Source organism: Streptomyces angustmyceticus (genome assembly GCF_019933235.1).
GTDB lineage: Bacteria > Actinomycetota > Actinomycetes > Streptomycetales > Streptomycetaceae > Streptomyces > Streptomyces angustmyceticus.
Genome location: NZ_CP082945.1, coordinates 2,047,767 through 2,068,554, shown reverse-complemented (window position 1 = coordinate 2,068,554; position 20,788 = coordinate 2,047,767). Strand labels below are relative to the sequence as shown.

The window sequence follows — 20,788 nt, the reverse complement described above, 5'->3', positions numbered from 1 at the left end:
TACATGGCGTTCATCCGTGCCACCGGGAAGCACCGTCGTGCGAGCCGCCCCGCTCGGTCGACCCGCAACATCGCCGGCATAGCCACCCTCGCGGCCGGCGGCGTCGTCGCCTCCGTGGCCTCGCCGGCGCTGGCGGCCACGGACCAGGCGCGCACCCACGACACCGGTCTGCAGCAGGCCGTCGTGCTCGGTGACGAGCTCGCCAACCACGTCGCGGCCCAGGCCGACGCGCAGCAGGCCGAGGCGGAGGCCGCAGCGGCGAAGGCGAAGGCCGAGGCCGTGGCCAAGAAGCAGGCCGAGGAGGCCAAGCGACGCGTCGAGGCCGCCCGCAAGGCCAAGGAGCGCGCCGCCCGGGAGGCGGAGCGCAAGCGCCTCAACACCTTTGTCGCCCCCGTGGCCGACTCCTACGTGTCCACCTCGTACAAGGCCTCCAGCGGCCTGTGGTCCTCGGGCAGCCACACCGGCATCGACTTCCACGCCGCCTCCGGCACCTCCGTCCACGCCGTCGGCACGGGCACCGTCGTCGAGGCCGGCTGGGGCGGCTCCTACGGAAACAACATCGTGATCAAGATGAACGACGGGACGTACACCCAGTACGGTCACCTGTCGTCGCTCGGCGTCTCCGTCGGCCAGCACGTGACCCCGGGCCAGCAGATCGGCCTCTCCGGCGCCACCGGCAACGCCACCGGCCCCCACCTGCACTTCGAGGCCCGCACCGGTGCCGACTACGGCTCGGACATCGACCCCGTCGCCTACCTGCGCTCGCACGGCGTCAACGTCTGACCCGGAGCCCCGTCGGGCACCGCGCCCCGAGGGGCCCGAGCCGCACGAGCGTCCGCCCGAAGCCCCGGCTCCCCGGCCGGGGCTTCGGCGTGCCCGGCACGCGGCGGGTGCGCCCCCGATACGCCGCACGGCCCGCGCCTTCTGGCCAAAAAATATCCATGAATAATCGGAGTCCGTCGGAAAAGCCGTTCCGGTCGAATAGAGTCACGGAAAAGTCGCCGACCGGCGGCGTTTCGAGGGGATTACGGCGGAGGCACGGAAGATGCGAGGCCATATTTCCGCGCATGCGGTGTGCACGGCGATTCGCGACGACATCGTCTCCGGCGCGCTGGCGCCGGGGAGCCGGCTGATCGAAGAGATCCTGGCGGCCCGCTACGGCGTCTCCCGGGTGCCGGTCCGTGAAGCACTGCGCACCCTGCAGTCCGAAGGGTTCGTCACCACCCGCCATCACGCGGGCGCCTGCGTCGCCGAGCCCACCGAGCAGGAGGCCGCCGACCTCCTCGACGTCCGGGCCCTGTTGGAGCCGCTGGGCGCGGCGCGCGCGGCCGCCCGCCGCAGCCCCGCGCACCTCAAGGTGCTCCGTGGCCTGGTGCGGCTCGGCCGCGAGCGGGCCCGGCACGGCAGCCCCGCGGATCTGCGCCAACTGGACGGCTGGTTCCACGAGACGCTGGCCCAGGCGGCCGGCAGCCCCAGCCTGACCGCGTTGCTGACCCAGTTGCGGCGCAAGATCGAGTGGATGTACGCCGTGGAACTGCCCGCCCGTACGGGGGAGTCGTGGGACGAACACGGTGCGGTGCTGGACGCGGTGGCCCGGGGGGACGCGGAACGGGCTCGCGCCCTGATGGCGGCCCATGTCGAGCGCTCGCTCCCGGTGTACCGGCTCCGGCGCCCCGCCGAGACGGAGACGGGGGAGCCGAAGGCGCCCCGGGTGAGGAATCCGAAACCGCCCGTCAACACGGCGCGCGCCCGCTCTTAACAAGACCCACGTATACAAAGAAGTGCAGAATGGCTCAGGGAGAGCGCGATTCGGCGTTCCTGTTTCCGCTGTCCGCCTTCAGGTTTTATTTGTGCTGCCCGAATGCGCAGAAGAGGCGGGGCAGGGGGGTGCGGAATTCCGCGCGCTATTTCCGGCTTCCCTGATTCCGGCCCGCCCGGGAAGGGGATTCCGGTACAGCGAAACGGCCCCGCCGTGGCGACCGGTCACCGGTCGTCACAGCGGGGCCGCCGCGTGGAGCGGGAGTCCTGGCGGACTCAGACGGTCTCGGGGAGCTCCTCGAGACCCTCGGCGACGAGCTTGGCCAGACGGTCGAGCGCCGCCTCGGCACCCTCGGCGTCGGAGGCCAGCACGATCTCCTCGCCGCCCTGGGCGCCCAGACCCAGGACCGCGAGCATGGAGGCCGCGTTGACGGGGTTGCCATCAGCCTTGGCGATCGTCATCGGGACGCCGGAGGCGGTGGCCGCACGGACGAAGATCGACGCGGGGCGGGCGTGCAGGCCCTCGGCCCAACCGACATTGACGCGGCGCTCTGCCATGGTGTTGCCCTTCAAAGTCGTGACTGTTGTCTAGACCAGTCTCTCACGCTGCCGGGCGTGCTGGGCAGCCCTGTGTCCTGGCCTTTTGTGGCCATTGGTCTCCCCAAGGGAGGTGCGGCAGGCCGGTGGACGGCATCCCCAGCCTGCCCCGCACCCCGAGCGTACGCGCGCCGAGCCGGTTGTCGGTGGCCGGTCGTACGCTGTCCGCATGCAGCAACCGCCGGACCACGCGTACCCGACCCACTGGGAAGCCGACGTGGTGCTGCGCGACGGCGGCACGGCGCGGATCCGCCCCATCACCCCCGACGACGCCGAGCGGCTGGTCTCCTTCTACGAGCAGGTCTCGGACGAGTCGAAGTACTACCGCTTCTTCGCGCCGTATCCGCGGCTGTCCGACCGCGATGTGCACCGTTTCACCCACCACGACTACGTCGACCGGGTCGGGCTCGCGGCCACCGTCGGCGGCGAGTTCATCGCCACCGTCCGCTACGACCGGATCAACGACCAGGGGCTGCCCGCCAAGAGCCCCGAGGACGACCAGGCCGAGGTCGCCTTCCTCGTCCAGGACGCCCATCAAGGCAGGGGCGTCGCCTCCGCCCTCCTGGAGCACATCGCGGCCGTCGCCCGTGAGCGCGGCATCCGCCGGTTCGCCGCCGAGGTACTGCCCGCGAACTCCAAGATGATCAAGGTCTTCACGGACGCGGGCTACACCCACCAGCGCACCTTCGAAGACGGTGTGGTGCGCCTGGAGTTCGACCTGGAGCCGACCGAGCAGTCCATGGCCGTGATGCGCGGACGCGAGCAGCGCGCCGAGGCCCGGTCCGTGCAGCGGCTGCTCGCCCCGGGGTCGGTCGCCGTCATCGGCGTCGGCCGCACCCCCGGCGGCGTCGGCCGCACCGCGCTGCGCAGCCTCCTGGACTCCGGCTTCACGGGCCGGGTGCACGCGGTCAACCACGCCTTCCCCGAGGGCATGCGACGGCTGCGGCCCGAAGACGTACCGGCCGTCCGCGCCCTGCGGGAGATCCCCGACCCGGTCGACCTCGCCGTCATCGCCGTCCCCGCGGACCGCGTCCCCGACGTGGTCCGCGACTGCGGCGAACACGGCGTCCAGGGCGTGCTGATCCTGTCCTCCGGCTACGCCGAGGCGGGCCCGGAGGGCCGGGAGCGGCAGCGCGCGCTGCTCCGCCAGGCCCGCTCCTACGGCATGCGGCTCATCGGGCCCAACGCCTTCGGCCTGATCAACACCGCCCCCGACGTCCGGCTGAACGCCTCCCTCGCCCCCCGGATGCCCGGCGCCGGCCGTATCGGCCTGTTCACCCAGTCCGGTGCCATCGGCATCGCCCTGCTCAGCGGGCTGCACGCGCGCGGCCCCGGTGACGGCGGGATCGCCGGTATCTCCGCCTTCGTCTCCGCGGGCAACCGCGCCGACGTCTCCGGCAACGACCTGCTCCAGTACTGGTACGACGACCCGGACACCGACGTCGTGATCCTCTATTTGGAGTCCATCGGCAACCCGCGCAAATTCGCCCGGCTCGCCCGTCGCACCGCTGCCGTCAAGCCGGTCGTCGTCGCCAAGGGGGCCCGGCACAACGGCACCGCGCCGCCCGGCCACGCCGTGCCCACCGTCCGCGTCCCCGACAGCACCGTCGCGGCCCTGATGCGCCAGGCCGGCGTGATCCGCGTCGACACGGTCACGGAGCTGATCGACGCCGGCCTGCTGCTGGCCTCCCAGCCGCTCCCGGCCGGCCCGCGCATCGCCATCCTCGGCAACTCCGAGTCGCTGGCGCTCCTCGCCTACGACGCCTGCCTGACCGAACAGCTGCGCCCGCAGAGCCCCCGGGTGCTGCCCTCCGCGGCCACACCGGACGACTTCGCGGCCGCCCTCGCCGAGGCGCTGTCCGGCGACGGCTGCGACGCCGTGATCGTCACGGCCATCCCCTGGGTGGGGGAGGGGTCCGCCGTCTCACCGGCCGACAGCGAAGGCGTCGCACTCGCCGCCGCCCTGCGCACCGCGGCCGAGGCACATCCGGAGAAGCCGGTGACGGTCGTCCACCTCGCCATGGACGACCTCGCCGAGACCCTCGCGGCGCCGGCACCGGCACCGGCCCGGTCGACGGAGCCCACAGCCGCAGCCCCCGCCCCGGACAGGTCCGACCCGGCCCCCGCGCCCGCGCACCCGGCCCCCGCGCCCGCTCGCCCCGCGCACCGGGCCCCCACCCCGACCCCACACTCCCCGCTCTCACCCCCTCCCCCGCCCGTTCCGTCGAACCGCACACGCCCCCTGCTCCCCCCGGGGCCGCCGCCGGCCCTCGCGGCTCATCAGCCGGCTCCGTGCCGTGACGCCGACGCGGCCCCCGTGTCCCGGCGCCGGTCCGACCCCCTCCGTATCCCCGCCTATCCCGCCGCCGAGCGCGCCGTGCGCTCCCTCGCCGAGGCCGTCCGCTACGCCGCATGGCGACGGGAGGCCGCCGAGCCGGGCCGGGTGCCCGAGTTCGACGACATCCAGGAGGCCGCGGCCGGCGCCGACATCGACCGCCTCCTGCACCGCCTCACCCCCGACGCCCCCACGGGCCGCTCCGTCCCGGTGCCGTCCCAGGACGCCGAGGCCCTGCTCGCCCGCTACGGCATCCGCACCCGGCCGGTCCTCTCGGCCCCCGATCCGGACACCGCCGTCCGCGCCGCCGCCCGCCTCGGCTATCCGGTGGCCCTCAAGACCACCGCGCCCCATCTGCGTCACCGCGCCGACCTCGGCGGGGTCCGGCTCGACATCGCCGGGGAGGCGGAACTCCGCCGCACCTACGCCGAATTGACCGATTTCCTCGGCTCCCCGGAAGTCCTGCGTCCGGTCGTCCAGTCGATGGTGCCGCGCGGCGTCGACACCGTCATCCGGGCCGCCATCGACCCGGCCGCCGGCGCCGTGCTCTCCTTCGGTCTGGCCGGGGCGCCCTCCCAGCTGCTCGGCGACGTCGCCCACCGCCTCATCCCCGCCACCGACCGCGACGTCGCGGAGCAGATCCGCTCGATCCGTGCCGCCCCGCTGCTGTTCGGCTGGCGCGGCTCCCAGCCGGTGGACACCGCGGCGCTGGCCGAGGTGCTGCTGCGCGTCTCCCGGCTCGTCGACGACCACCCCGAGGTCGTCGGCGTCGACCTCGAACCGGTGGTCGTCGCAGCCCACGGCCTGTCCGTCCTCGGAGCGACCGTCCGCCTGGCCCGTGCCCCCGCCACCACCGACCTCGGCCCCCGCCGGCTGCCCGTCTACTGAGGCTCTCGCGGCCCGGTACGCCCCGTAAGATGGACCCCATGGCTAAGACCGGTACGACGACCCAGGGGCTGCGCGCGGCGATCGAGCGCAGCGGCTATTACCCGACGCTCGTGGCCGAGGCGGTGCAGGCCGCGGTCGGCGGCGAGCCCGTGGTGTCGTACCTCGTCCACCAGGAGACGACCTTCGACGCCAACGAGGTGCGCCGCCATGTCACGGTCCTGGTCCTGACCGGCACCCGCTTCATCGTCAGCCACACCGACGAGCAGGCCGCCGACGCCACCTCCCCGTCGCCGTACGCCACCACCTCCACCGAGTCCGTCAAGCTGAGCCGGATCTCCTCCGTGGTGCTCAGCCGGGTGGTCGCCAACCCCGAGTCGTACACCCCGGGCCAGCTGCCCCGCGAGGTCGTGCTCACCATCGGCTGGGGCGCGGTCGCCCGCCTGGACCTGGAGCCCGCCGCCTGCGGCGACCCCAACTGCGAGGCGGACCACGGCTACACCGGCTCCTCCACCGCCGACGACCTGTCGCTGCGGGTCAGCGAGGCCGGCGACGGACCGGACTCGGTGCGCGAGACGCTCACCTTCGCCCAGGCGCTCTCCGAGGCCACCGCGGCCACCCCCACCTCCCGCTGATGGTCCACACCGCCCCCGCCTGGCCGGAACCCGAACCGCTCGACCCGCTCGGCGCCCCGGTACCCCGGTACGGCACCGGCTCGCTCGCCGATCTGCTGCCCACCATCGCCACCGGGCTCGGCATGACCGGCCTCGCCACCTCCATGGAGCTGGCGCCCGCCGACCGGGCCTGCGTCTTCCTGATCGACGGCCTCGGCTGGGAGCTGCTGCGGGCCCACCCGGAGGAGGCGCCGTTCCTCACTTCCCTCCTGGGCACCTCGTTCAACGGCAGCGGCCGCCCGCTCACCGCGGGCTTCCCGTCCACCACCGCCACCTCGCTCGCCTCGGTCGGCACCGGCCTGCCGCCGGGCGCCCACGGCCTGCCCGGCTACACCTGCGAGAACCCGGCCACCGGCGCCCTGATGAACCAGCTGCGCTGGTACCCGTGGACCGAGCCGCGTGCCTGGCAGCCGTATCCGACGGTCTTCCAGCGCGCGGACGCCGCCGGGATCCACACCTGCCAGGTCTCCGCGCCGGACTTCCAGCACACCCCGCTCACCCAGGTCGCGCTGAGCGGTGGCACGTTCCACGGCAGGCTGTCCGGCGAGGAGCGGATGGACCTCGCGGCCGAGCAGCTCGCCGCCGGTGACCGTTCGCTCGTCTACACGTACTACTCCGAGGTGGACGGCAAGGGCCACCGCTACGGCGTCGACTCCGACGCCTGGCGCGGCCAGTTGATGTACGTCGACCGGCTCGCCCAGCGGCTGGCCGAACAACTGCCGCCGCGCAGCGCTCTCTACATCACCGCCGACCACGGCATGATCGATATCCCGTTCGACCCCGAGTCCCGGATCGACTTCGACGAGGACTGGGAACTGCGCGCCGGCGTACGCCTGTTGGGCGGCGAGGGCCGCGCACGCCATGTGTACGCCCACCCGGGCGCGGCCGCCGACGTCCTCGCCGTGTGGCGCGAGGTGGTCGGCGAGCAGATGTGGGTGGCGAGCCGCGAAGAGGCCATCGCCGCGGGGTGGTTCGGGGCGGGGGTCGACGACCGGGTCCGGGCCCGGATCGGTGATGTCGTCGCGGCCGCGCACGCCGACATGGTGATCATCGCGACCGAACGAGAGCCCCGCGAATCGGAGATGGTGGGCATGCACGGCTCGATGACCCCGGTGGAGCAGCTGGTGCCGCTCCTGGAAGTCCGCACCTGACCCACCCGGCCCCGCCCGCCGTCCCTCCCCTCATGAGCCCGAAAGGCCCGCAACTTCCCATGCCCGAGCTGGTGTTCTTCTCCGGAACGATGGACTGCGGAAAGTCGACACTCGCTCTGCAGATCGAGCACAACCGCTCCTCCCGCGGCCTGCAGGGCATGATCTACAGCCGCAACGACCGGGCCGGCCGCGGCAAGCTCTCCTCCCGCCTCGGCCTGGTCACCGAGGCCGTCGAGGCCGCGTACGACCTGGACTTCTACACCCACGTCGTCGGCCACCTCTCCTCCGGCGGCCGGGTCGACTACGTCATCGCCGACGAGGCCCAGTTCCTCGCCCCCGAACAGGTCGACCAGCTCGCCCGCGTCGTCGACGACCTCGACCTGGACGTCTTCGCCTTCGGCATCACCACCGACTTCCGCAGCAAGCTCTTCCCCGGCTCCCAGCGCCTGGTCGAACTGGCCGACCGCATAGAGGTGTTGCAGGTCGAGGCGCTGTGCTGGTGCGGCGCCCGCGCCACGCACAACGCCCGTACGGTCGACGGACGGATGGTCGTCGAGGGCGCCCAGGTGGTGGTCGGCGACGTCGTCGGCGATGTGGACAGCCCCCAGGCCGTGGTCGGCTACGAGGTGCTGTGCCGCCGGCACCACCGCCGCCGCCAGACCTCGGCGACCGCCCGCGCCGCCGCGCTCTCCCCGGACGTACTGCCGGTCGACAGCGCGAAGTAGTCCGCACGCCTCACCGGTGGGACCGCCCACCAGGGGCGGGCGGTGTACGGCCGTGCGCGTGACCGCCCCTCAGTCCCGCTGGATGATCGTGAAGACGGCGCCCTCGCTGTCGGAGACCGTCGCCAGCCGGCCGTGTGCCGAGTCCCGGGCGGGCTGCAGCACATGACCGCCCAGTTCGGTGACCCGGCGGGCCGCGGCGTCCGCGTCGGAGACGGCGAAGTACGTCATCCAGTGGGAGCCCCGGTCGCGCGGCAGGGCGTTGCCCACGCCGTGGATGCCGGCCACCGGGTGGTCCTTCAGATGCAGCGTCAGGTAGTCGAAGCCGGCCGCGATCACCGGCTCCGCCTCGTAGCCGAAGACATGCTCGTAGAACGTCAGGACGGAGCTGGTGTCCCGGGTGACCAGCTCGTTCCAGGCCGGGGTGCCCCGCTCGCCGGTGATCGCGGTACCGGTCATCGATCTGCCCTGCCAGATGCCGAAGATCGCGCCCTGCGGGTCGGAGACGATCGCCATCCGCCCCGCGTCGTCGTCCGCGTCCAGCGGCCCGACGCCCACCGTGCCGCCGCAGGAACGGATCTGCTCGGCCGTCGCGTCCGCGTCGTCACACGCCAGATAGGTGGTCCAGGCGACCGGGAGATGACGGTCGGGGGCCAGTTCGCCGACCCCGGCGACTTCCCGGCCGTCGAGGAAGGCCCGGGCGTACGGACCGAAATGCTGCGGCCCCGGGCGGAACTCCCAGCCGAACAGCGCGCCGTAGAACTCCTGCGTCGCGGACAGGCTGTGGGCCAGGAGACTCACCCAGCAGGGCGCGCCGGGCATCCGCCGGGTCGCTGCCTCGGTCGTCATGGTCACTCTCCTCGGAGGCGTCGGGGGCAGACCCTGTGCGCCACGGGCGCGGGTCCCGTGCAGATGCTCGCACCAGGTGCCCCGGTGCGCGCCCCGGCCGCGCCGTCCATGGCGGGTTCGCGGGGGGAGAATGCCCTTTTTGACGTTTCCCATCCGCCCCAGAGGCGTTACCGCAGGACGTAACTGCGTCATACGGAGGGTGGGCACCTACCTTCTGTACGTAGCCGTCGCTACGCAAGGATGAGTCCCATGAATGTCATCATCACCGCTACCGAACTCGTGAGCGAGCTGGCGCAGCCCACCGCTCCGGTGGTCCTGGACGTCCGTTACCAGCTCGGCGGCCCGCCCGGCCGCCCCCTGTACGAGGCCGGACATGTGCCCGGCGCGGTCTACGTCGACCTCGACAGCGAGCTGGCCTCGCCGCCCGGCCCAAGCGGCCGTCACCCGCTTCCCGACCTCGACGTCTTCGCCGACGCCATGAGGGCCGCCGGCGTCCGGGCGGACCGCCCCGTGGTCGTCTACGACGGCGGCCAGGGCTGGGCGGCCGCCCGCGCCTGGTGGCTGCTGCGCTGGACCGGTCACCCCGACGTACGCGTCCTGGACGGCGGCCTCGCCGCCTGGGAGGCGGCCGGCGGCACGCTGAGTGTCGATCAATCGACTCCGCAGGAAGGTGACTTCACCCCGGTGCCCGGCGGCCTGGCGCTGCTGCGGGCGGACGACGCGGCCGCCGTGGCCCGTCGCGGAGTCCTGCTGGACGCGCGGGCCGCCGAGCGCTACCGCGGCGAGGTCGAGCCCATCGACAAGGTCGCCGGTCACATCCCGGGCGCGGTGTCCGCCCCGACGACCGAGAACGTCGTCGAGGGCGGCACCGTCTTCCGCGACGCGTCCGAACTGGCGGAGCGCTTCGCGTCGCTGGGCGCCACGGCGCACGCCGAGGTCGGCGTGTACTGCGGTTCCGGAGTCTCCGCCGCCCACCAGGTACTGGCCCTCGCGATCGCGGGCGTCCCCGCCGCCCTGTACGTCGGCTCCTGGAGCGAATGGTCCGCCGACCCGGCCCGTCCCGTCGCCACCGGCCCGCAGCCCGGCTGAGCCGTTGCCCCGGCCTCTGACGGGGCGTCGTACAACGCCGTCCGCCCGCCCCCTTTCCCGGGGGCGGGCGGACGAGGATGCGCGGTGGGCCCTTGAGGGCGGTCGGCTACTCCGGCTTCTTGCGCCGGGTGCCGAAGACGATCTCGTCCCAGCTGGGCACCGCGGCGCGGCGGCCGGGCCGTACGCCGTCCGCCTCGGCCTGCCGGTCCGTCGTCCCGGTCAGCCGGTCGCGGTGGCCGGCGACCGCGCGCGGCATCAGCACATCGGCGTACGCGGAACCCGCGCCCGCGCTGGCCGCCGGGGCGGGCGGCTCCTCGACCTCGGCCTCGGACTCCTCGTCGCTCTGCGCCGACTTCACGGTCTCCGGTACGACCATGTCGCCACGGAAGCTCGGCACCGCCTCCAGCAGGCTGGTCAGCGAATCCCGCTCACCGACGGCCTCCTCCGCGGCCTGCGGCTCGTCGTCGTCACCGGACTGCGCCGCGCGCTCGCCGCGCTCGGACGACTGCCGGTCCAGCGCGCGGTCCAGCGGCCGGTCGCGCGGCAGCCGCGCGATCCGCGGCACGAACGGGAAGCTGGGCTCGGGCGTGTCGTCGCTCTCGCCGATCAGCGCCCGGGCCTCGTCGTCCACGGCCTGGACGAGCCGCCGCGGCGGGTCGTACGTCCAGCTCGCCGAGTGCGGTTCGGTCGCGACGCGGTAGACCAGCAGCACTTCCCAGGTGCCGTCGTCGCGGCGCCAGGAGTCCCACTGGACGCTGTCCTTGTCGGCGCCGCGCAGCAGCAGCCGCTCCGCGACCGCCTCGCCGAGCTGCGGCCCGGTGTTCTCACCGGGCCGCCGTACCGGGGTCTTGCGGGCCCGCTCGGCCATGAAGGCGCGCTCGGCGAGCACCGGGCCCTCGAAGCGGCGCACCCGGTCGACGGGGATGCCGGCGAGCTGGGCGACCTCCTCCGCGGAGGCACCGGCTCTTATACGGGCCTGGATGTCCCGCGGGCGCAGGTGGCTCTCGACCTCGATCTCGATCTGGCCGAGGCGTGCACGGTCATTGCGGACGGCGGCGCGCAGCCGTTCGTCGATCGGAAGCGTGTACTCGGTGCTGTCCGCAGCTTTGAGCACCAGCCGTGTGCCGTCGTTGGAGACGGCCACGACACGCAGTTCGGGCATGGGGACCTCCCGGGTGGTGCCTGCCGACGTCACTCGCGTCGCTGCTTCCGCTAGTCGAGTGTGGCCTGCCCGGGTGCAGCCTGCCACAACATTGCCGAGTTGCCCGGCGTGTCGGGGCTTGGCCCTGAAACGCCGTTATGACACGGTTACCTGTTCGCCACGCTCAGTGACCATGCCTTTTGCCCTGCCGCCGTTCACCCGTACCGAGCGGCGGCGCCCCGGGGCGAGTGCCGCCTTCATGGCCCCCTCCCATGGGTTCCGGGCAGCCGGACGGGAACCGGGGCCAGGGCTCGCCACAGTACTCCATTCGGACCACTGAGGTGGACCGCCGCGCCGCCGAACTTCTGGGCGGGCAACGGAGTTGGGTCGCCTTGTCGATCTCTCTACCTGGCACGCAGGTGGCAAGTTTCACAGATTCCCCAAAATCGGAACTTTTGGCTCCACCGAATGGTCACTTCTCCATGCAAGATGGATCGAAGGGGCTAGCAAAGGTTGGAGATGGACGAAGAAACCGAAAGCGACACGAAGAAGAAGGAGAAGCGGATTGACCTGAGCCTTGCTCAGGTGGCCGGCAGCGCGCTCGCCGCGGCGGTCGCGGCGTACCTCGCGGGCCGGCTCGGCGTCTACGGAACCATCATCGGCGCGGGCGTGGTCAGTGTCGTGGCCACCACCGGCGGCTCGATATTCCAGCACCTGTTCCGGCGCACCGGCGAACAGCTCAAGGAAGCGACGGTCACCACCCGGCCGAAGCCGCGCCGCTTCTCCTCCGCCCGCACCCGATCCACCACACCCGACGCCCGGCAGGCCGGACCCACGATGGTGCTGCCGACCTTCGACAAGGACGGCGTGGAGGACGAGGTCACCTCCGTCGCCGCCAGAACGAGCGGGCCCGGCGCGGCCCGTACGCAGGTGATCCCGCGGGTCGAGCAGGCCCGGCGGTGCGATCCGGCGGGCGCCCACCCCGCCCCGGCCGATGATCCGACGCGGATGCTGCGCCCCGCCGACCCCGAGGCCACCCGCGCCCTGCGCGCGGTGGACGGGAGCGGCCCGGGGCGGCCCGCCGACCGGACACAGCAGGTGCCGCGGCTCGACGAGCGGACCATGGCACTGGGCCGGGCGGGCGGCGGTCCGTCCGGCGTGCCGGCCCCGCGCCATCCGGCCGGCCCGCCCGAGGAGGTCAGCACCGCGACGTACGGCACCCGGCTGCGCGGCTGGAAGCGGCCGGCGCTCGGCGCGCTCGCGGTCTTCGCGCTCGCCATGGGCGTCGTCACCGGCACCGAGCTGATCACCGGGCAGACGCCGAGCGGGGCACAGGGCACCACGCTGAGCAACCTCACCCACACCGGGGGAGGGGGCCGGCAACAGCACCGCACCCCGCAGCGGCCCGACCCCGGCCACTCCCCGGACGGCGGCGACCGCCGCGGCGACGGCGGCCGGACGAGTCCGGACCCGGGCAGCTCGGCGGACCCCGGCACCGGCAAGGACCAGCACGGCGGCAGCCCGTCGCCGGACCCTGACCCGTCCGACGGGGGCAGGACCTCGCCGGACCCCGGCACGCCCTCCTCGCCGGACCCGTCCCCGAGCGGCTCCGCCGGTGACGGCGGCTCCGGCTCCGGCGGCAACCCGAGCGGATCGGAGGAGCAGGGAGGCCACTCCAACGGACAGCAGTCCGACCCGCAGGTCCCCGAACCCGGCGCCTCCTCCTGACCTGTGGGCCCGCCCGGACGAGGCGGGCCCGCGACGGCCGCGGCCCGGCGCCCACCCCAGGGCGCCGGGCCGCGGCCGTCGTCGGTCAGTCGCCCAGGACCCGCCGCAGATAGGCGTTGGCAAACCGGCGTTCCGGGTCCAGCCGGTCGCGCACTGCGGTGAACTCCCCGAACCGCGGATAGGCGTCGGCGAGGTAGGCCGCGTCGCGGGTGTGCACCTTCCCCCAGTGCGGGCGCCCGTCGTGGGCCGTCATGATCCGCTCGGCGGCCGCGAAGTACGCCTGGTACGGCGTCCCGCGGTACATGTGGACGGCGAGGTACACGGTGTCCCGCCCCGAAGCGGTGGACAGCGGGATGTCGTCGGCGGGCGCGGTCCGCACCTCCACCGGGAAGCTCACCTTGAAGTCCGAGCGCTCCACCAGGGACTTGAGCTCACCCAGCGCCGCCACCGCGGCCGCGCGCGGCAGCGCGTACTCCATCTCCACGAACCGCACCCGCCGCGGCGAGGTGAACACCTTGTACGGGATGTCGGTGTACGTACGGGCCGACAGGGCGCGGCTGGAGACCTTGGCGATGCCCGGTATGGCGGCCGGGACGGCCCGCCCGACGGCGCAGGCGAGCTGGAAGACCCCGTTGGACAGCAGCTCGTCCTCGATCCAGCCGCTGATCCTCCCGGGGGGCGCCGCCGGGCCCTGGCTGCGGTTGTTGCGCTTGGTGTTGCAGCCGCCGGTGTGCGGGAACCAGTAGAACTCGAAGTGCTCGTTCTCCGCGACCAGCTCGTCGAACCGGTCCGTCACCTCGTCGTAGGGCATCGGCTCCTCGCGGGCGGTCAGCAGGAACTCCGGTTCCACCGCGAGGGTCAGCTCGCTGATCACGCCCAGCGCGCCCAGACCCAGCCGGGCCGCGGCGAAGACCTCCGGGTTCTCCTCGGCGGAGCAGGCCAGGACCGAGCCGTCGGCGGTGACCAGTTCCAGGGCGGTGATCTGGGCGGCGATCGACGCCGAGTCGCGGCCGGTGCCGTGGGTGCCGGTGGAGGTCGCCCCGGAGACCGTCTGCTCCATGATGTCGCCCATGTTGGCCAGCGACAGTCCGTGCGCGGCCAGCGTCTCGTTGAGGTGCTTGAGCGGGGTACCGGCCGCCACCGTCACCGTGCCGGCCTCGCGGTCGACCGCACGGACCCCGGTCAGCCGCTCGGGGCGGACCAACAGCCCGTCGGTGGCGGCGGCCGGGGTGAACGAGTGGCCGGTGCCGGCGGCCTTGACCGTCAGCCCGTCCGCCGCGGCGGCCCGGACCGCGGCCGCCAGCTCCCCGGTGCTCGCCGGGGCGACGCTCCGGGCGGGGCGGGCGGTGACATTGCCCGCCCAGTTGCGCCAGGGCCCGGTCGTCGGACCGCGCCCTCCCGAGCCGCCGACGGCGCTGCTGACTGCCATGGTGACGTCCCCTCCCTGCGCGCGGGCCGGCCGCGTTCGGCCGCCGTGGTTGAGCGCATGATGCCAGTCGCCGACGCTCCGTCAGGGCGGGGTGACGGGAATCACAGCGGTGCGGAACCGGCCGGAACCGCCCGGCTCCCGGACATGTCGTACCGCCGGTAACTCGCCGACGGGCGGGGCGGGTTCACCGGGACCGGCGAGACGGCGCCGCGGGTGCGGCGTGCGCGATGGGTGCGGGGTGGCCGGAGAGCCGCGGCCCGCCGCCGTGCGCAGCGGAGCCGCTCCCGGGCCCCGCCGGCGCCCCCTCAGGCGACGCTCTCCTCGCCCCGCCGTTCCGGGGCCGGACCGGCCGCGCCGGGCAGGCCGCCCGCCACGGCCGGGCTCGCCACCGCGGGCGCGGACCGCGGGCGGAGCCTGCGGTAGCCCGCGGAGGCCACCAGGGCGGCGAGCAGGCCCGCAGCCCCCGGGACCAGGTAGCCCCGGGCGGCCCCGGCGGCGTCCACCACCCAGCCCGCGGCCGACGAACCGAGGGCGACGCCCACCGCCAGGCCGGTGCTGGTCCAGCTCATGCCCTCGGTCAGCTTCGAGCGCGGCACATGCTCCTCGACCAGCGCCATCGTGGTCACCATCGTCGGGGCGACGGACAGCCCGGCGACGAACAGCGCCACCGCCAGCAGCGGCAGCGAGCCCACCAGCTGCAGCGGCACCATGCTCACGGCCATCACGCACACCCCCGCCACCCAGCGGCGGGACGGGTGCCCCTTGAGGTGGAGCAGCCCGAAGACCGCGCCGGCCGCGCACGAGCCGAGCGCGTAGACGGCGAGGACCAGACTGGCCGCCGCCTTGTGTCCGACCTCCTCGGCGAACGCCACGGTCACCACGTCGACCGCCCCGAAGATCGCGCCGGTGGCCACGAACGTCACCACCAGCACCTGCAGTCCCCGCGAGCGCAGCGCGGAGCCCTTGGTGTGCTGTTCGCGCGGATGCGGCACCGGCTCCGTCGCCCGCTGCGCCGTCAGCCAGAAGACACCCGCGGCCAGGAAGGCGGCGGCCAGCAGCGGCCCGGCCTCTGGGAACCACGCGGTGGACAGGCCGATGGACAGGATCGGCCCGACGATGAAGCACATCTCGTCGACGATCGACTCCCACGAGTACGCGGTGTGCAGCTCCCGCGGGGAGCCCCGGTGGATCTCCGCCCAGCGCGCCCGGATCATCGAGCCCACGCTCGGCACGCACCCCGCGCAGGCCGCGAAGACGAACAGCAGCCAGTCCGCCCAGCGCTGCTGCGCGCTCAGCAGCAGCCCGGCGACCGCGGCGATCGACACCAGGGTGGCCGGGCGCAGCACCCGGCGCTGGCCGTGCCGGTCCACCAGCCGGGATATCTGCGGGCCGAGGACCGCGGCGGACAGCGCGAGGGTCGCCGACAGCGCCCCGGCCAGGCCGTAGCGGCCGGTCAGCTGGGAGACCATCGTGACGATCCCGATGCCCAGCATCGACAAAGGCATCCGGCCCAGCAGCCCGGCGGCGGAGAACGACGCGGTGCCGGGGCGGCCGAAGAGGGCGCGGTAGGGACTGGGCAACGGGGGCGCTCCGCCGGTGAGGACCGAAAGATCGGTAAGGAATGACAGGGGCCGATACAGCTTACGGGCGGTGTGCCACCGCATGCCCCCGGATTTCCGGCACCGGCCGCGGGACGGGACGGCCCTTCCGGCGCCGGGACCTGGCCGCCGTCCCCGTGGGAAGGGTGGCAGGATCGATGGCATGCCCGAACAGTGCGACCCCCGCCCCTATGACGCCCTGCTGCTGCTGTCCTTCGGCGGTCCCGAAGGCCCCGACGACGTCGTCCCGTTCCTGGAGAACGTCACCCGCGGCCGCGGCATCCCCCGTGAGCGCCTCAAGGAGGTGGGGCAGCACTACTTCCTGTTCGGCGGCGTCAGCCCCATCAACGCCCAGAACCGGGAACTGCTGGACGCACTGCGCAAGGACTTCGCCGAGCACGGCCTGGACCTGCCCGTCTACTGGGGCAACCGCAACTGGGCGCCCTACCTGACCGACACCCTGCGCACCATGGTCCAGGACGGCCACCGCCGTATCGCCGTCCTGGCGACCAGCGCCTACGCCTCCTACTCGGGCTGCCGGCAGTACCGCGAGAACCTCGCCGACGCCCTCGGCGCCCTGGGGGCCGAGGGCCTGGCGGTGCCGCGGGTCGACAAGCTGCGGCACTACTTCAACCACCCCGGCTTCGTCCGCCCCATGGTCGACGGCGTCCTGGCGTCCCTCGCCGCGCTGCCCCAGGAGGTGCGGGACGGCGCACACCTCGCCTTCACCACGCACTCCATCCCCACCGCCGCGGCCGACACCTCCGGCACGCCCGCCGACCACACACGGGACGGCGCGGGCGGCGCCTATGTCGCCCAGCACCTGGACGTGGCGCGGGTGATCGCGGACGCGGTCCGTGCGGAGACCGGTGTGGACCACCCGTGGCGGCTCGTCTACCAGTCCCGCAGCGGCGCCCCGCACATCCCCTGGCTGGAGCCGGACATCTGCGACCACCTGGAGGAACGGCACGCCGCGGGCGTCCCCGCCGTCGTGATGGCTCCCATCGGGTTCGTCTCGGACCACATGGAGGTCAAGTACGACCTCGACACCGAGGCCACCGCCAAGGCCGCGGAGCTGGGGCTCCCGGTCGCCAGGTCGGCGACCGTGGGCGCCGACCCCCGGTTCGCGGCGGCCGTCCGCGACTTCCTCCTGGAGCGCGCTGCCGCCGAACGGGGCGCCGCCCCCGAGCGCTGCGCCCTGGGCGCCCTCGGCCCCGGCCACGACCTGTGCCCCGTCGGCTGCTGCCCCGCGCGCGCCCCGCGCCCGGCCGCCGCCGGCGCCGACTGGCGCGGCCCGGCCGAAGCCCCCGCGTAGCGCCCCACGCCCCCGTGGGAGGACCCGCGCACCCCGCACAAACCCGTACGCCCGCCCGACCACCGCTCGTCCGAGCAAGGAGCATCGTGCCCGACCCGCTGCACCCCGACGCCCCGCAGACCGACCCGGCGCCAAGCGACGCGCTGTACGACGAACTCCTCGAACTGGCCCTGGAGGCCGCCCGCCGCGCGGGAACCCTGCTGCGCGACGGCCGGCCCGCCGATCTCGGTGTGGCCGCCACGAAATCCAGCCCCATCGACGTCGTCACCGAGATGGATCTCGCCTCCGAGAAGCTGATCACCGGCTTCCTCGGGGAGCACCGCCCCGAGGACGGCTTCCTGGGGGAGGAGGGCGCCAGCTCGGACGGCACCAGCGGCATCCGCTGGGTCATCGACCCCGTCGACGGCACCGTCAACTACCTCTACGGCCTGCCTGCCTGGTCGGTGTCCATCGCCGCGGAGAAGGACGGCGAGGTGGTCGTGGGCGTCGTGGCGGCCCCGATGCGCGGTGAGACCTGCCAGGCCGTCGTGGGCCGTGGTGCTTTCAACAACGGCGAGCGCCTCCGCCACCGGCCCGCGCCGCCGCTCTCCCAGGCGCTGATCGGCACCGGGTTCGGCTACCTCGCCGAGCGCCGGGCCGGCCAGGCGGAGGTGGTGCGCCGACTGCTGCCGCAGGTCCGCGACATCCGGCGCGGCGGCTCGGCCGCCATCGACCTGTGCGATGTGGCCTGCGGCCGCCTCGACGCGTACTACGAGCGCGGTCTGAACCCCTGGGACCTGGCGGCCGGCGCCCTGATCGCCCGGGAGGCCGGGGCGCTCACCGGCGGCCGCCCCGGGAAGCCGGTCTCCCAGGAGCTGACCCTCGCCGCCTCCCCGGCCCTCTTCGAGCAGCTCCAGCCGCTCCTGGACGAGCTCGGCGCCTGGCACGACTGACCGGACCGCCGTCCGGGCACCACAGCGCCCCGGCACCCTCCCCTGGGTGCCGGGGCGCTGTCGCGCTCTGCGCCGGAGAGCGGTCAGGCGGTGCTGACCGCTCCGTACCGGACGCCGTGCTCGGTCGCCAGTCGCTGCAGATCCTCGAGTTCCGCCTGCTCGACCTCGGCGAGGAAGTCATCGCCCGCAGCGCGGGCCCGGTCCCGATCCGCTTCGGTGTTCTGTATGCGCTGCAAAATGCCTGCGGTGAACGCGTCCATGTGCGCCCCCTCGTCGTGGGTCGGTGGGCACGGGGGTGTGCCGACGGGTGGGTCGATCACGGCGTGGTCCCTGCGATGGATCAGTTCACGGCGCGTAGCCGAAGAAACAGGGCGTGATCGCGGGTGTGCAGTCGTCCTCCCCACCCCCCACCTCAGGGAAACCTCCACCCGTCCGGGAATCATGTCCGCCGGTGCCCGCGGTTGGGGCCCTCCACCCCTCCGCACCCCTCTTACCGCCGGTTTATGGCTCTTCGGGGCAGGATGGAAGAGCTCTGAACGACAATGTTGTGCTGCCCGAAAGGGCCCTGAGGAAGGACTAGCGACGTGCGTGTTCTCGTCGTCGAGGACGAGCAGCTGCTCGCCGATGCGGTGGCCACCGGACTGCGCCGGGAGGCCATGGCGGTCGACGTGGTCTACGACGGCGCTGCCGCCCTGGAACGGATCGCGGTCAACGACTACGACGTCGTCGTGCTGGACCGTGACCTCCCGGTCGTCCACGGTGACGACGTCTGCCGCAAGATCGTCGAGCTGGGGATGCCCACCCGCGTCCTGATGCTCACCGCCTCCGGCGACGTCAGCGACCGCGTAGAGGGCCTGGAGATCGGCGCGGACGACTACCTTCCCAAGCCCTTCGCCTTCACCGAGCTGACCGCCCGGGTGCGCGCCCTCGGGCGCCGTACGACCGTCGCGCTGCCGCCCGTCCTGGAGCGGGCCGGCATCAAGCTCGACCCCAACCGCCGCGAGGTCTTCCGTGACGGCAAGGAGGTCCAGCTCGCCCCGAAGGAGTTCGCGGTGCTGGAGGTCCTGATGCGCAGCGAGGGCACCGTCGTCTCGGCGGAGCAGCTCCTGGAGAAGGCCTGGGACGAGAACACCGATCCGTTCACCAACGTCGTCCGGGTCACGGTCATGACACTGCGCCGCAAGCTCGGCGAGCCCGCGGTGATCGTCACCGTGCCCGGCTCGGGATACCGGATCTGACGGCGATGCCCTCCCTGCCCTCGTTCTCCAAGGCGGCGACCCCGCCGCCGCCCGTTCCCCCCAAGCCGACCTGGGACCCCAGGCCGGTCGACGTGCGCCCGTTCCCGTGGCTGCGGCCGACGATCCGGATACGGCTGACGCTGCTGTACGGCGGCATGTTCCTGATGGCCGGGATCGTGCTGCTGACGATCATCTACATGCTGGCCGCGGACGCCCTGCACGACGGCAGCGCCCTGCCGCTGAAGATCCTCGGCGGGAAGTTCCAGTCGACCAGCGACATCTGCGACCTGCCCACCGAGACCTCCGGGCAGATGCTCCAGCAGGCCGTCGAGCAGTGCCTGCAGCACCAGCGCGCGCTGGCCCTCAACAGCCTTCTCAATCGTTCGTTGCTGGCGTTGTTGGGGTTGACGGTGGTGGCGTTCGCGTTCGGTTATGCGATGGCGGGGCGGGTGTTGTCGCCGTTGGGCCGTATTACGCGGACGGCGCAGCGGGTGGCGGGGTCGGATCTGCATCGTCGGATCGAGTTGGGTGGTCCGGATGATGAGTTGAAGGAGCTTGCGGACACGTTCGACGAGATGTTGGACCGGTTGGACCGGGCGTTCGAGTCGCAGCGGCGGTTTGTGTCGAATGCGTCGCACGAGTTGCGGACGCCGTTGGCGATCAATCGGACGTTGTTGGAGGTGCAGCTGGCGGATCCGGGGGCGTCGGCGGAGTTGGTGCAGTTGGGTCGGACGTTGCTGGCGACGAATGAGCGCAGTGAGCAGTTGGTGGAGGGGCTGTTGTTGCTGGCGCGCAGTGAGAACAAGGTGGTGGATCGTCGGCCGGTGGATCTGGCGGAGGTGGCGTCGCAGGCGGTGGATCAGACGCGGGCGGAGGCGCTGGCGGCGGGGGTGGAGTTGCGGGGTGTGCGGGAGCCGGTGGTGGTGCAGGGCAGTGGGGTGTTGTTGGAGCGGATCGCGTTGAATCTGGTGCAGAACGCGGTGCGGTACAACGTGGCGGACGGGGGGTGGGTGGAGGTGTCGACGCGGGCGCGGCCGGGGTGTGCGGTGTTGGTGGTGTCGAATACGGGGCCGGTGGTTCCGGCGTATGAGGTGGAGAACCTCTTCGAGCCGTTCCGTCGGTTGCGGACGGAGCGGACCGGCAGTGACAAGGGTGTGGGGCTGGGGTTGTCGATCGTGCGGTCGGTGGTGCGGGCGCACGACGGGACGATCACGGCGGTGCCGCGGGAGGGCGGCGGCCTCGACATGCGGGTCGTCCTGCCGCTCTGACGCAGGCCACAGGGCCGTTGTGCGCCCGCTGGAGCCGCTGAGCGCCCCGGCGGGCGGCATCGGACATCTGTGCGTACGA

General features: G+C 73.2%; 18 protein-coding genes. 12 read left to right on the top strand and 6 right to left on the bottom strand.

The features are described from left to right. Nucleotides 1-3 precede the first annotated feature (3 nt). Both K7396_RS09450 and K7396_RS09445 read left to right on the top strand, forming a co-directional pair. Nucleotides 4-783, top strand: a complete 780-nt coding sequence (locus tag K7396_RS09450) for a M23 family metallopeptidase (RefSeq protein WP_086719791.1) — start codon at nucleotides 4-6, stop codon at nucleotides 781-783. A 262-nt stretch (nucleotides 784-1,045) separates the two neighbouring features. Then, on the top strand, nucleotides 1,046-1,759 hold the full coding sequence (locus tag K7396_RS09445; protein WP_086719790.1) for a GntR family transcriptional regulator: 714 nt from the start codon (nucleotides 1,046-1,048) through the stop codon (nucleotides 1,757-1,759). 275 nt (nucleotides 1,760-2,034) lie between these two features. Here the strand turns inward: K7396_RS09445 and K7396_RS09440 are convergent, their stop codons facing one another. Continuing rightward, nucleotides 2,035-2,316 carry an HPr family phosphocarrier protein gene (locus K7396_RS09440; protein ID WP_026170334.1) on the bottom strand — a complete coding sequence of 94 codons (282 nt, stop codon included), beginning with the start codon at nucleotides 2,314-2,316 and terminating at the stop codon, nucleotides 2,035-2,037. A gap of 208 nt (nucleotides 2,317-2,524) precedes the next feature. On the opposite strand from K7396_RS09440, the gene K7396_RS09435 reads away from it, so the two are divergent. Genes K7396_RS09435 through K7396_RS09420 form a run of 4 tightly spaced genes read left to right on the top strand, consistent with a single transcriptional unit; the run spans nucleotide 2,525 to nucleotide 8,125 of the window. Further along, complete coding sequence (locus K7396_RS09435) at nucleotides 2,525-5,578, top strand: bifunctional acetate--CoA ligase family protein/GNAT family N-acetyltransferase (protein ID WP_152105082.1); 3,054 nt, start codon at nucleotides 2,525-2,527, stop codon at nucleotides 5,576-5,578. Nucleotides 5,579-5,616: 38 nt separating this feature from the next. Beyond that, nucleotides 5,617-6,210 carry a DUF5998 family protein gene (locus tag K7396_RS09430; protein ID WP_086721513.1) on the top strand — a complete coding sequence of 198 codons (594 nt, stop codon included), beginning with the start codon at nucleotides 5,617-5,619 and terminating at the stop codon, nucleotides 6,208-6,210. Beyond that, nucleotides 6,210-7,400, top strand: a complete 1,191-nt coding sequence (locus K7396_RS09425; RefSeq protein ID WP_086721514.1) for an alkaline phosphatase family protein — start codon at nucleotides 6,210-6,212, stop codon at nucleotides 7,398-7,400. The genes K7396_RS09430 and K7396_RS09425 overlap by 1 nt, the downstream gene beginning before the upstream one ends. 59 nt (nucleotides 7,401-7,459) lie before the next feature. Continuing rightward, nucleotides 7,460-8,125 (top strand): thymidine kinase, encoded by a 666-nt coding sequence (locus K7396_RS09420; RefSeq protein ID WP_086720883.1) that lies wholly within the window; start codon nucleotides 7,460-7,462, stop codon nucleotides 8,123-8,125. A 69-nt stretch (nucleotides 8,126-8,194) separates the two neighbouring features. Here K7396_RS09420 and K7396_RS09415 read toward each other — a convergent pair whose 3' ends face one another. Continuing rightward, complete coding sequence (locus K7396_RS09415; protein ID WP_086720884.1) at nucleotides 8,195-8,971, bottom strand: VOC family protein; 777 nt, start codon at nucleotides 8,969-8,971, stop codon at nucleotides 8,195-8,197. Nucleotides 8,972-9,220: 249 nt separating this feature from the next. Between K7396_RS09415 and K7396_RS09410 the strand changes: the two genes are divergently transcribed. Beyond that, nucleotides 9,221-10,060 (top strand): sulfurtransferase, encoded by an 840-nt coding sequence (locus tag K7396_RS09410; protein ID WP_086720885.1) that lies wholly within the window; start codon nucleotides 9,221-9,223, stop codon nucleotides 10,058-10,060. A 106-nt stretch (nucleotides 10,061-10,166) separates the two neighbouring features. Here the strand turns inward: K7396_RS09410 and sepH are convergent, their stop codons facing one another. Beyond that, entirely contained in the window at nucleotides 10,167-11,222 is a 1,056-nt protein-coding gene (gene sepH, locus K7396_RS09405; protein ID WP_086720886.1) for a septation protein SepH, read from the bottom strand. Between the two features lie 498 nt (nucleotides 11,223-11,720). Here sepH and K7396_RS09400 point away from each other — a divergent pair, with 498 nt between their 5' ends. After that, a complete protein-coding gene (locus K7396_RS09400) occupies nucleotides 11,721-12,929 on the top strand; it encodes a hypothetical protein (RefSeq protein ID WP_086720887.1) in 1,209 nt (402 codons plus the stop codon). Between the two features lie 85 nt (nucleotides 12,930-13,014). Here K7396_RS09400 and K7396_RS09395 read toward each other — a convergent pair whose 3' ends face one another. Together K7396_RS09395 and K7396_RS09390 are read right to left on the bottom strand one after the other, a co-directional pair. Further along, the gene (locus tag K7396_RS09395) at nucleotides 13,015-14,358 is read right to left on the bottom strand and encodes a D-arabinono-1,4-lactone oxidase (protein ID WP_086720888.1); all 1,344 of its coding nucleotides are present in this window, start codon (nucleotides 14,356-14,358) and stop codon (nucleotides 13,015-13,017) included. A 305-nt stretch (nucleotides 14,359-14,663) separates the two neighbouring features. Next, nucleotides 14,664-15,938: an MFS transporter gene (locus tag K7396_RS09390; RefSeq protein WP_086720889.1), complete on the bottom strand. Its 1,275-nt coding sequence runs from the start codon at nucleotides 15,936-15,938 to the stop codon at nucleotides 14,664-14,666. 181 nt (nucleotides 15,939-16,119) lie between these two features. Here K7396_RS09390 and K7396_RS09385 point away from each other — a divergent pair, with 181 nt between their 5' ends. Then, a complete protein-coding gene (locus K7396_RS09385) occupies nucleotides 16,120-17,271 on the top strand; it encodes a ferrochelatase (protein ID WP_086720890.1) in 1,152 nt (383 codons plus the stop codon). An 86-nt stretch (nucleotides 17,272-17,357) separates the two neighbouring features. After that, the gene (locus K7396_RS09380; RefSeq protein ID WP_086720891.1) at nucleotides 17,358-18,203 is read left to right on the top strand and encodes an inositol monophosphatase family protein; all 846 of its coding nucleotides are present in this window, start codon (nucleotides 17,358-17,360) and stop codon (nucleotides 18,201-18,203) included. An 83-nt stretch (nucleotides 18,204-18,286) separates the two neighbouring features. On the opposite strand, the gene K7396_RS09375 is transcribed toward K7396_RS09380, so the two are convergent. After that, nucleotides 18,287-18,463 (bottom strand): hypothetical protein, encoded by a 177-nt coding sequence (locus K7396_RS09375; protein ID WP_167392828.1) that lies wholly within the window; start codon nucleotides 18,461-18,463, stop codon nucleotides 18,287-18,289. 324 nt (nucleotides 18,464-18,787) lie between these two features. Here K7396_RS09375 and K7396_RS09370 point away from each other — a divergent pair, with 324 nt between their 5' ends. Together K7396_RS09370 and K7396_RS09365 are read left to right on the top strand one after the other, a co-directional pair. Continuing rightward, complete coding sequence (locus K7396_RS09370) at nucleotides 18,788-19,441, top strand: response regulator transcription factor (RefSeq protein ID WP_006602630.1); 654 nt, start codon at nucleotides 18,788-18,790, stop codon at nucleotides 19,439-19,441. Between the two features lie 5 nt (nucleotides 19,442-19,446). After that, the gene (locus K7396_RS09365; protein WP_152105083.1) at nucleotides 19,447-20,709 is read left to right on the top strand and encodes a sensor histidine kinase; all 1,263 of its coding nucleotides are present in this window, start codon (nucleotides 19,447-19,449) and stop codon (nucleotides 20,707-20,709) included. Nucleotides 20,710-20,788: the final 79 nt, after the last annotated feature.

What these genes read in the sequence shown, in the direction of transcription:
- K7396_RS09420 (WP_086720883.1), top strand. Translation starts at nt 7,460, where the DNA reads ATGCCCGAGCTGGTGTTCTTCTCCGGAACGATGGACTGCGGAAAGTCG.
- sepH (WP_086720886.1), bottom strand. Translation starts at nt 11,222, where the DNA reads ATGCCCGAACTGCGTGTCGTGGCCGTCTCCAACGACGGCACACGGCTG.
- K7396_RS09440 (WP_026170334.1), bottom strand. Translation starts at nt 2,316, where the DNA reads ATGGCAGAGCGCCGCGTCAATGTCGGTTGGGCCGAGGGCCTGCACGCC.
- K7396_RS09395 (WP_086720888.1), bottom strand. Translation starts at nt 14,358, where the DNA reads ATGGCAGTCAGCAGCGCCGTCGGCGGCTCGGGAGGGCGCGGTCCGACG.
- K7396_RS09400 (WP_086720887.1), top strand. Translation starts at nt 11,721, where the DNA reads ATGGACGAAGAAACCGAAAGCGACACGAAGAAGAAGGAGAAGCGGATT.
- K7396_RS09445 (WP_086719790.1), top strand. Translation starts at nt 1,046, where the DNA reads ATGCGAGGCCATATTTCCGCGCATGCGGTGTGCACGGCGATTCGCGAC.
- K7396_RS09375 (WP_167392828.1), bottom strand. Translation starts at nt 18,463, where the DNA reads ATGGACGCGTTCACCGCAGGCATTTTGCAGCGCATACAGAACACCGAA.
- K7396_RS09430 (WP_086721513.1), top strand. Translation starts at nt 5,617, where the DNA reads ATGGCTAAGACCGGTACGACGACCCAGGGGCTGCGCGCGGCGATCGAG.
- K7396_RS09435 (WP_152105082.1), top strand. Translation starts at nt 2,525, where the DNA reads ATGCAGCAACCGCCGGACCACGCGTACCCGACCCACTGGGAAGCCGAC.
- K7396_RS09425 (WP_086721514.1), top strand. Translation starts at nt 6,210, where the DNA reads ATGGTCCACACCGCCCCCGCCTGGCCGGAACCCGAACCGCTCGACCCG.
- K7396_RS09365 (WP_152105083.1), top strand. Translation starts at nt 19,447, where the DNA reads ATGCCCTCCCTGCCCTCGTTCTCCAAGGCGGCGACCCCGCCGCCGCCC.
- K7396_RS09450 (WP_086719791.1), top strand. Translation starts at nt 4, where the DNA reads ATGGCGTTCATCCGTGCCACCGGGAAGCACCGTCGTGCGAGCCGCCCC.
- K7396_RS09415 (WP_086720884.1), bottom strand. Translation starts at nt 8,971, where the DNA reads ATGACGACCGAGGCAGCGACCCGGCGGATGCCCGGCGCGCCCTGCTGG.
- K7396_RS09385 (WP_086720890.1), top strand. Translation starts at nt 16,120, where the DNA reads ATGCCCGAACAGTGCGACCCCCGCCCCTATGACGCCCTGCTGCTGCTG.
- K7396_RS09410 (WP_086720885.1), top strand. Translation starts at nt 9,221, where the DNA reads ATGAATGTCATCATCACCGCTACCGAACTCGTGAGCGAGCTGGCGCAG.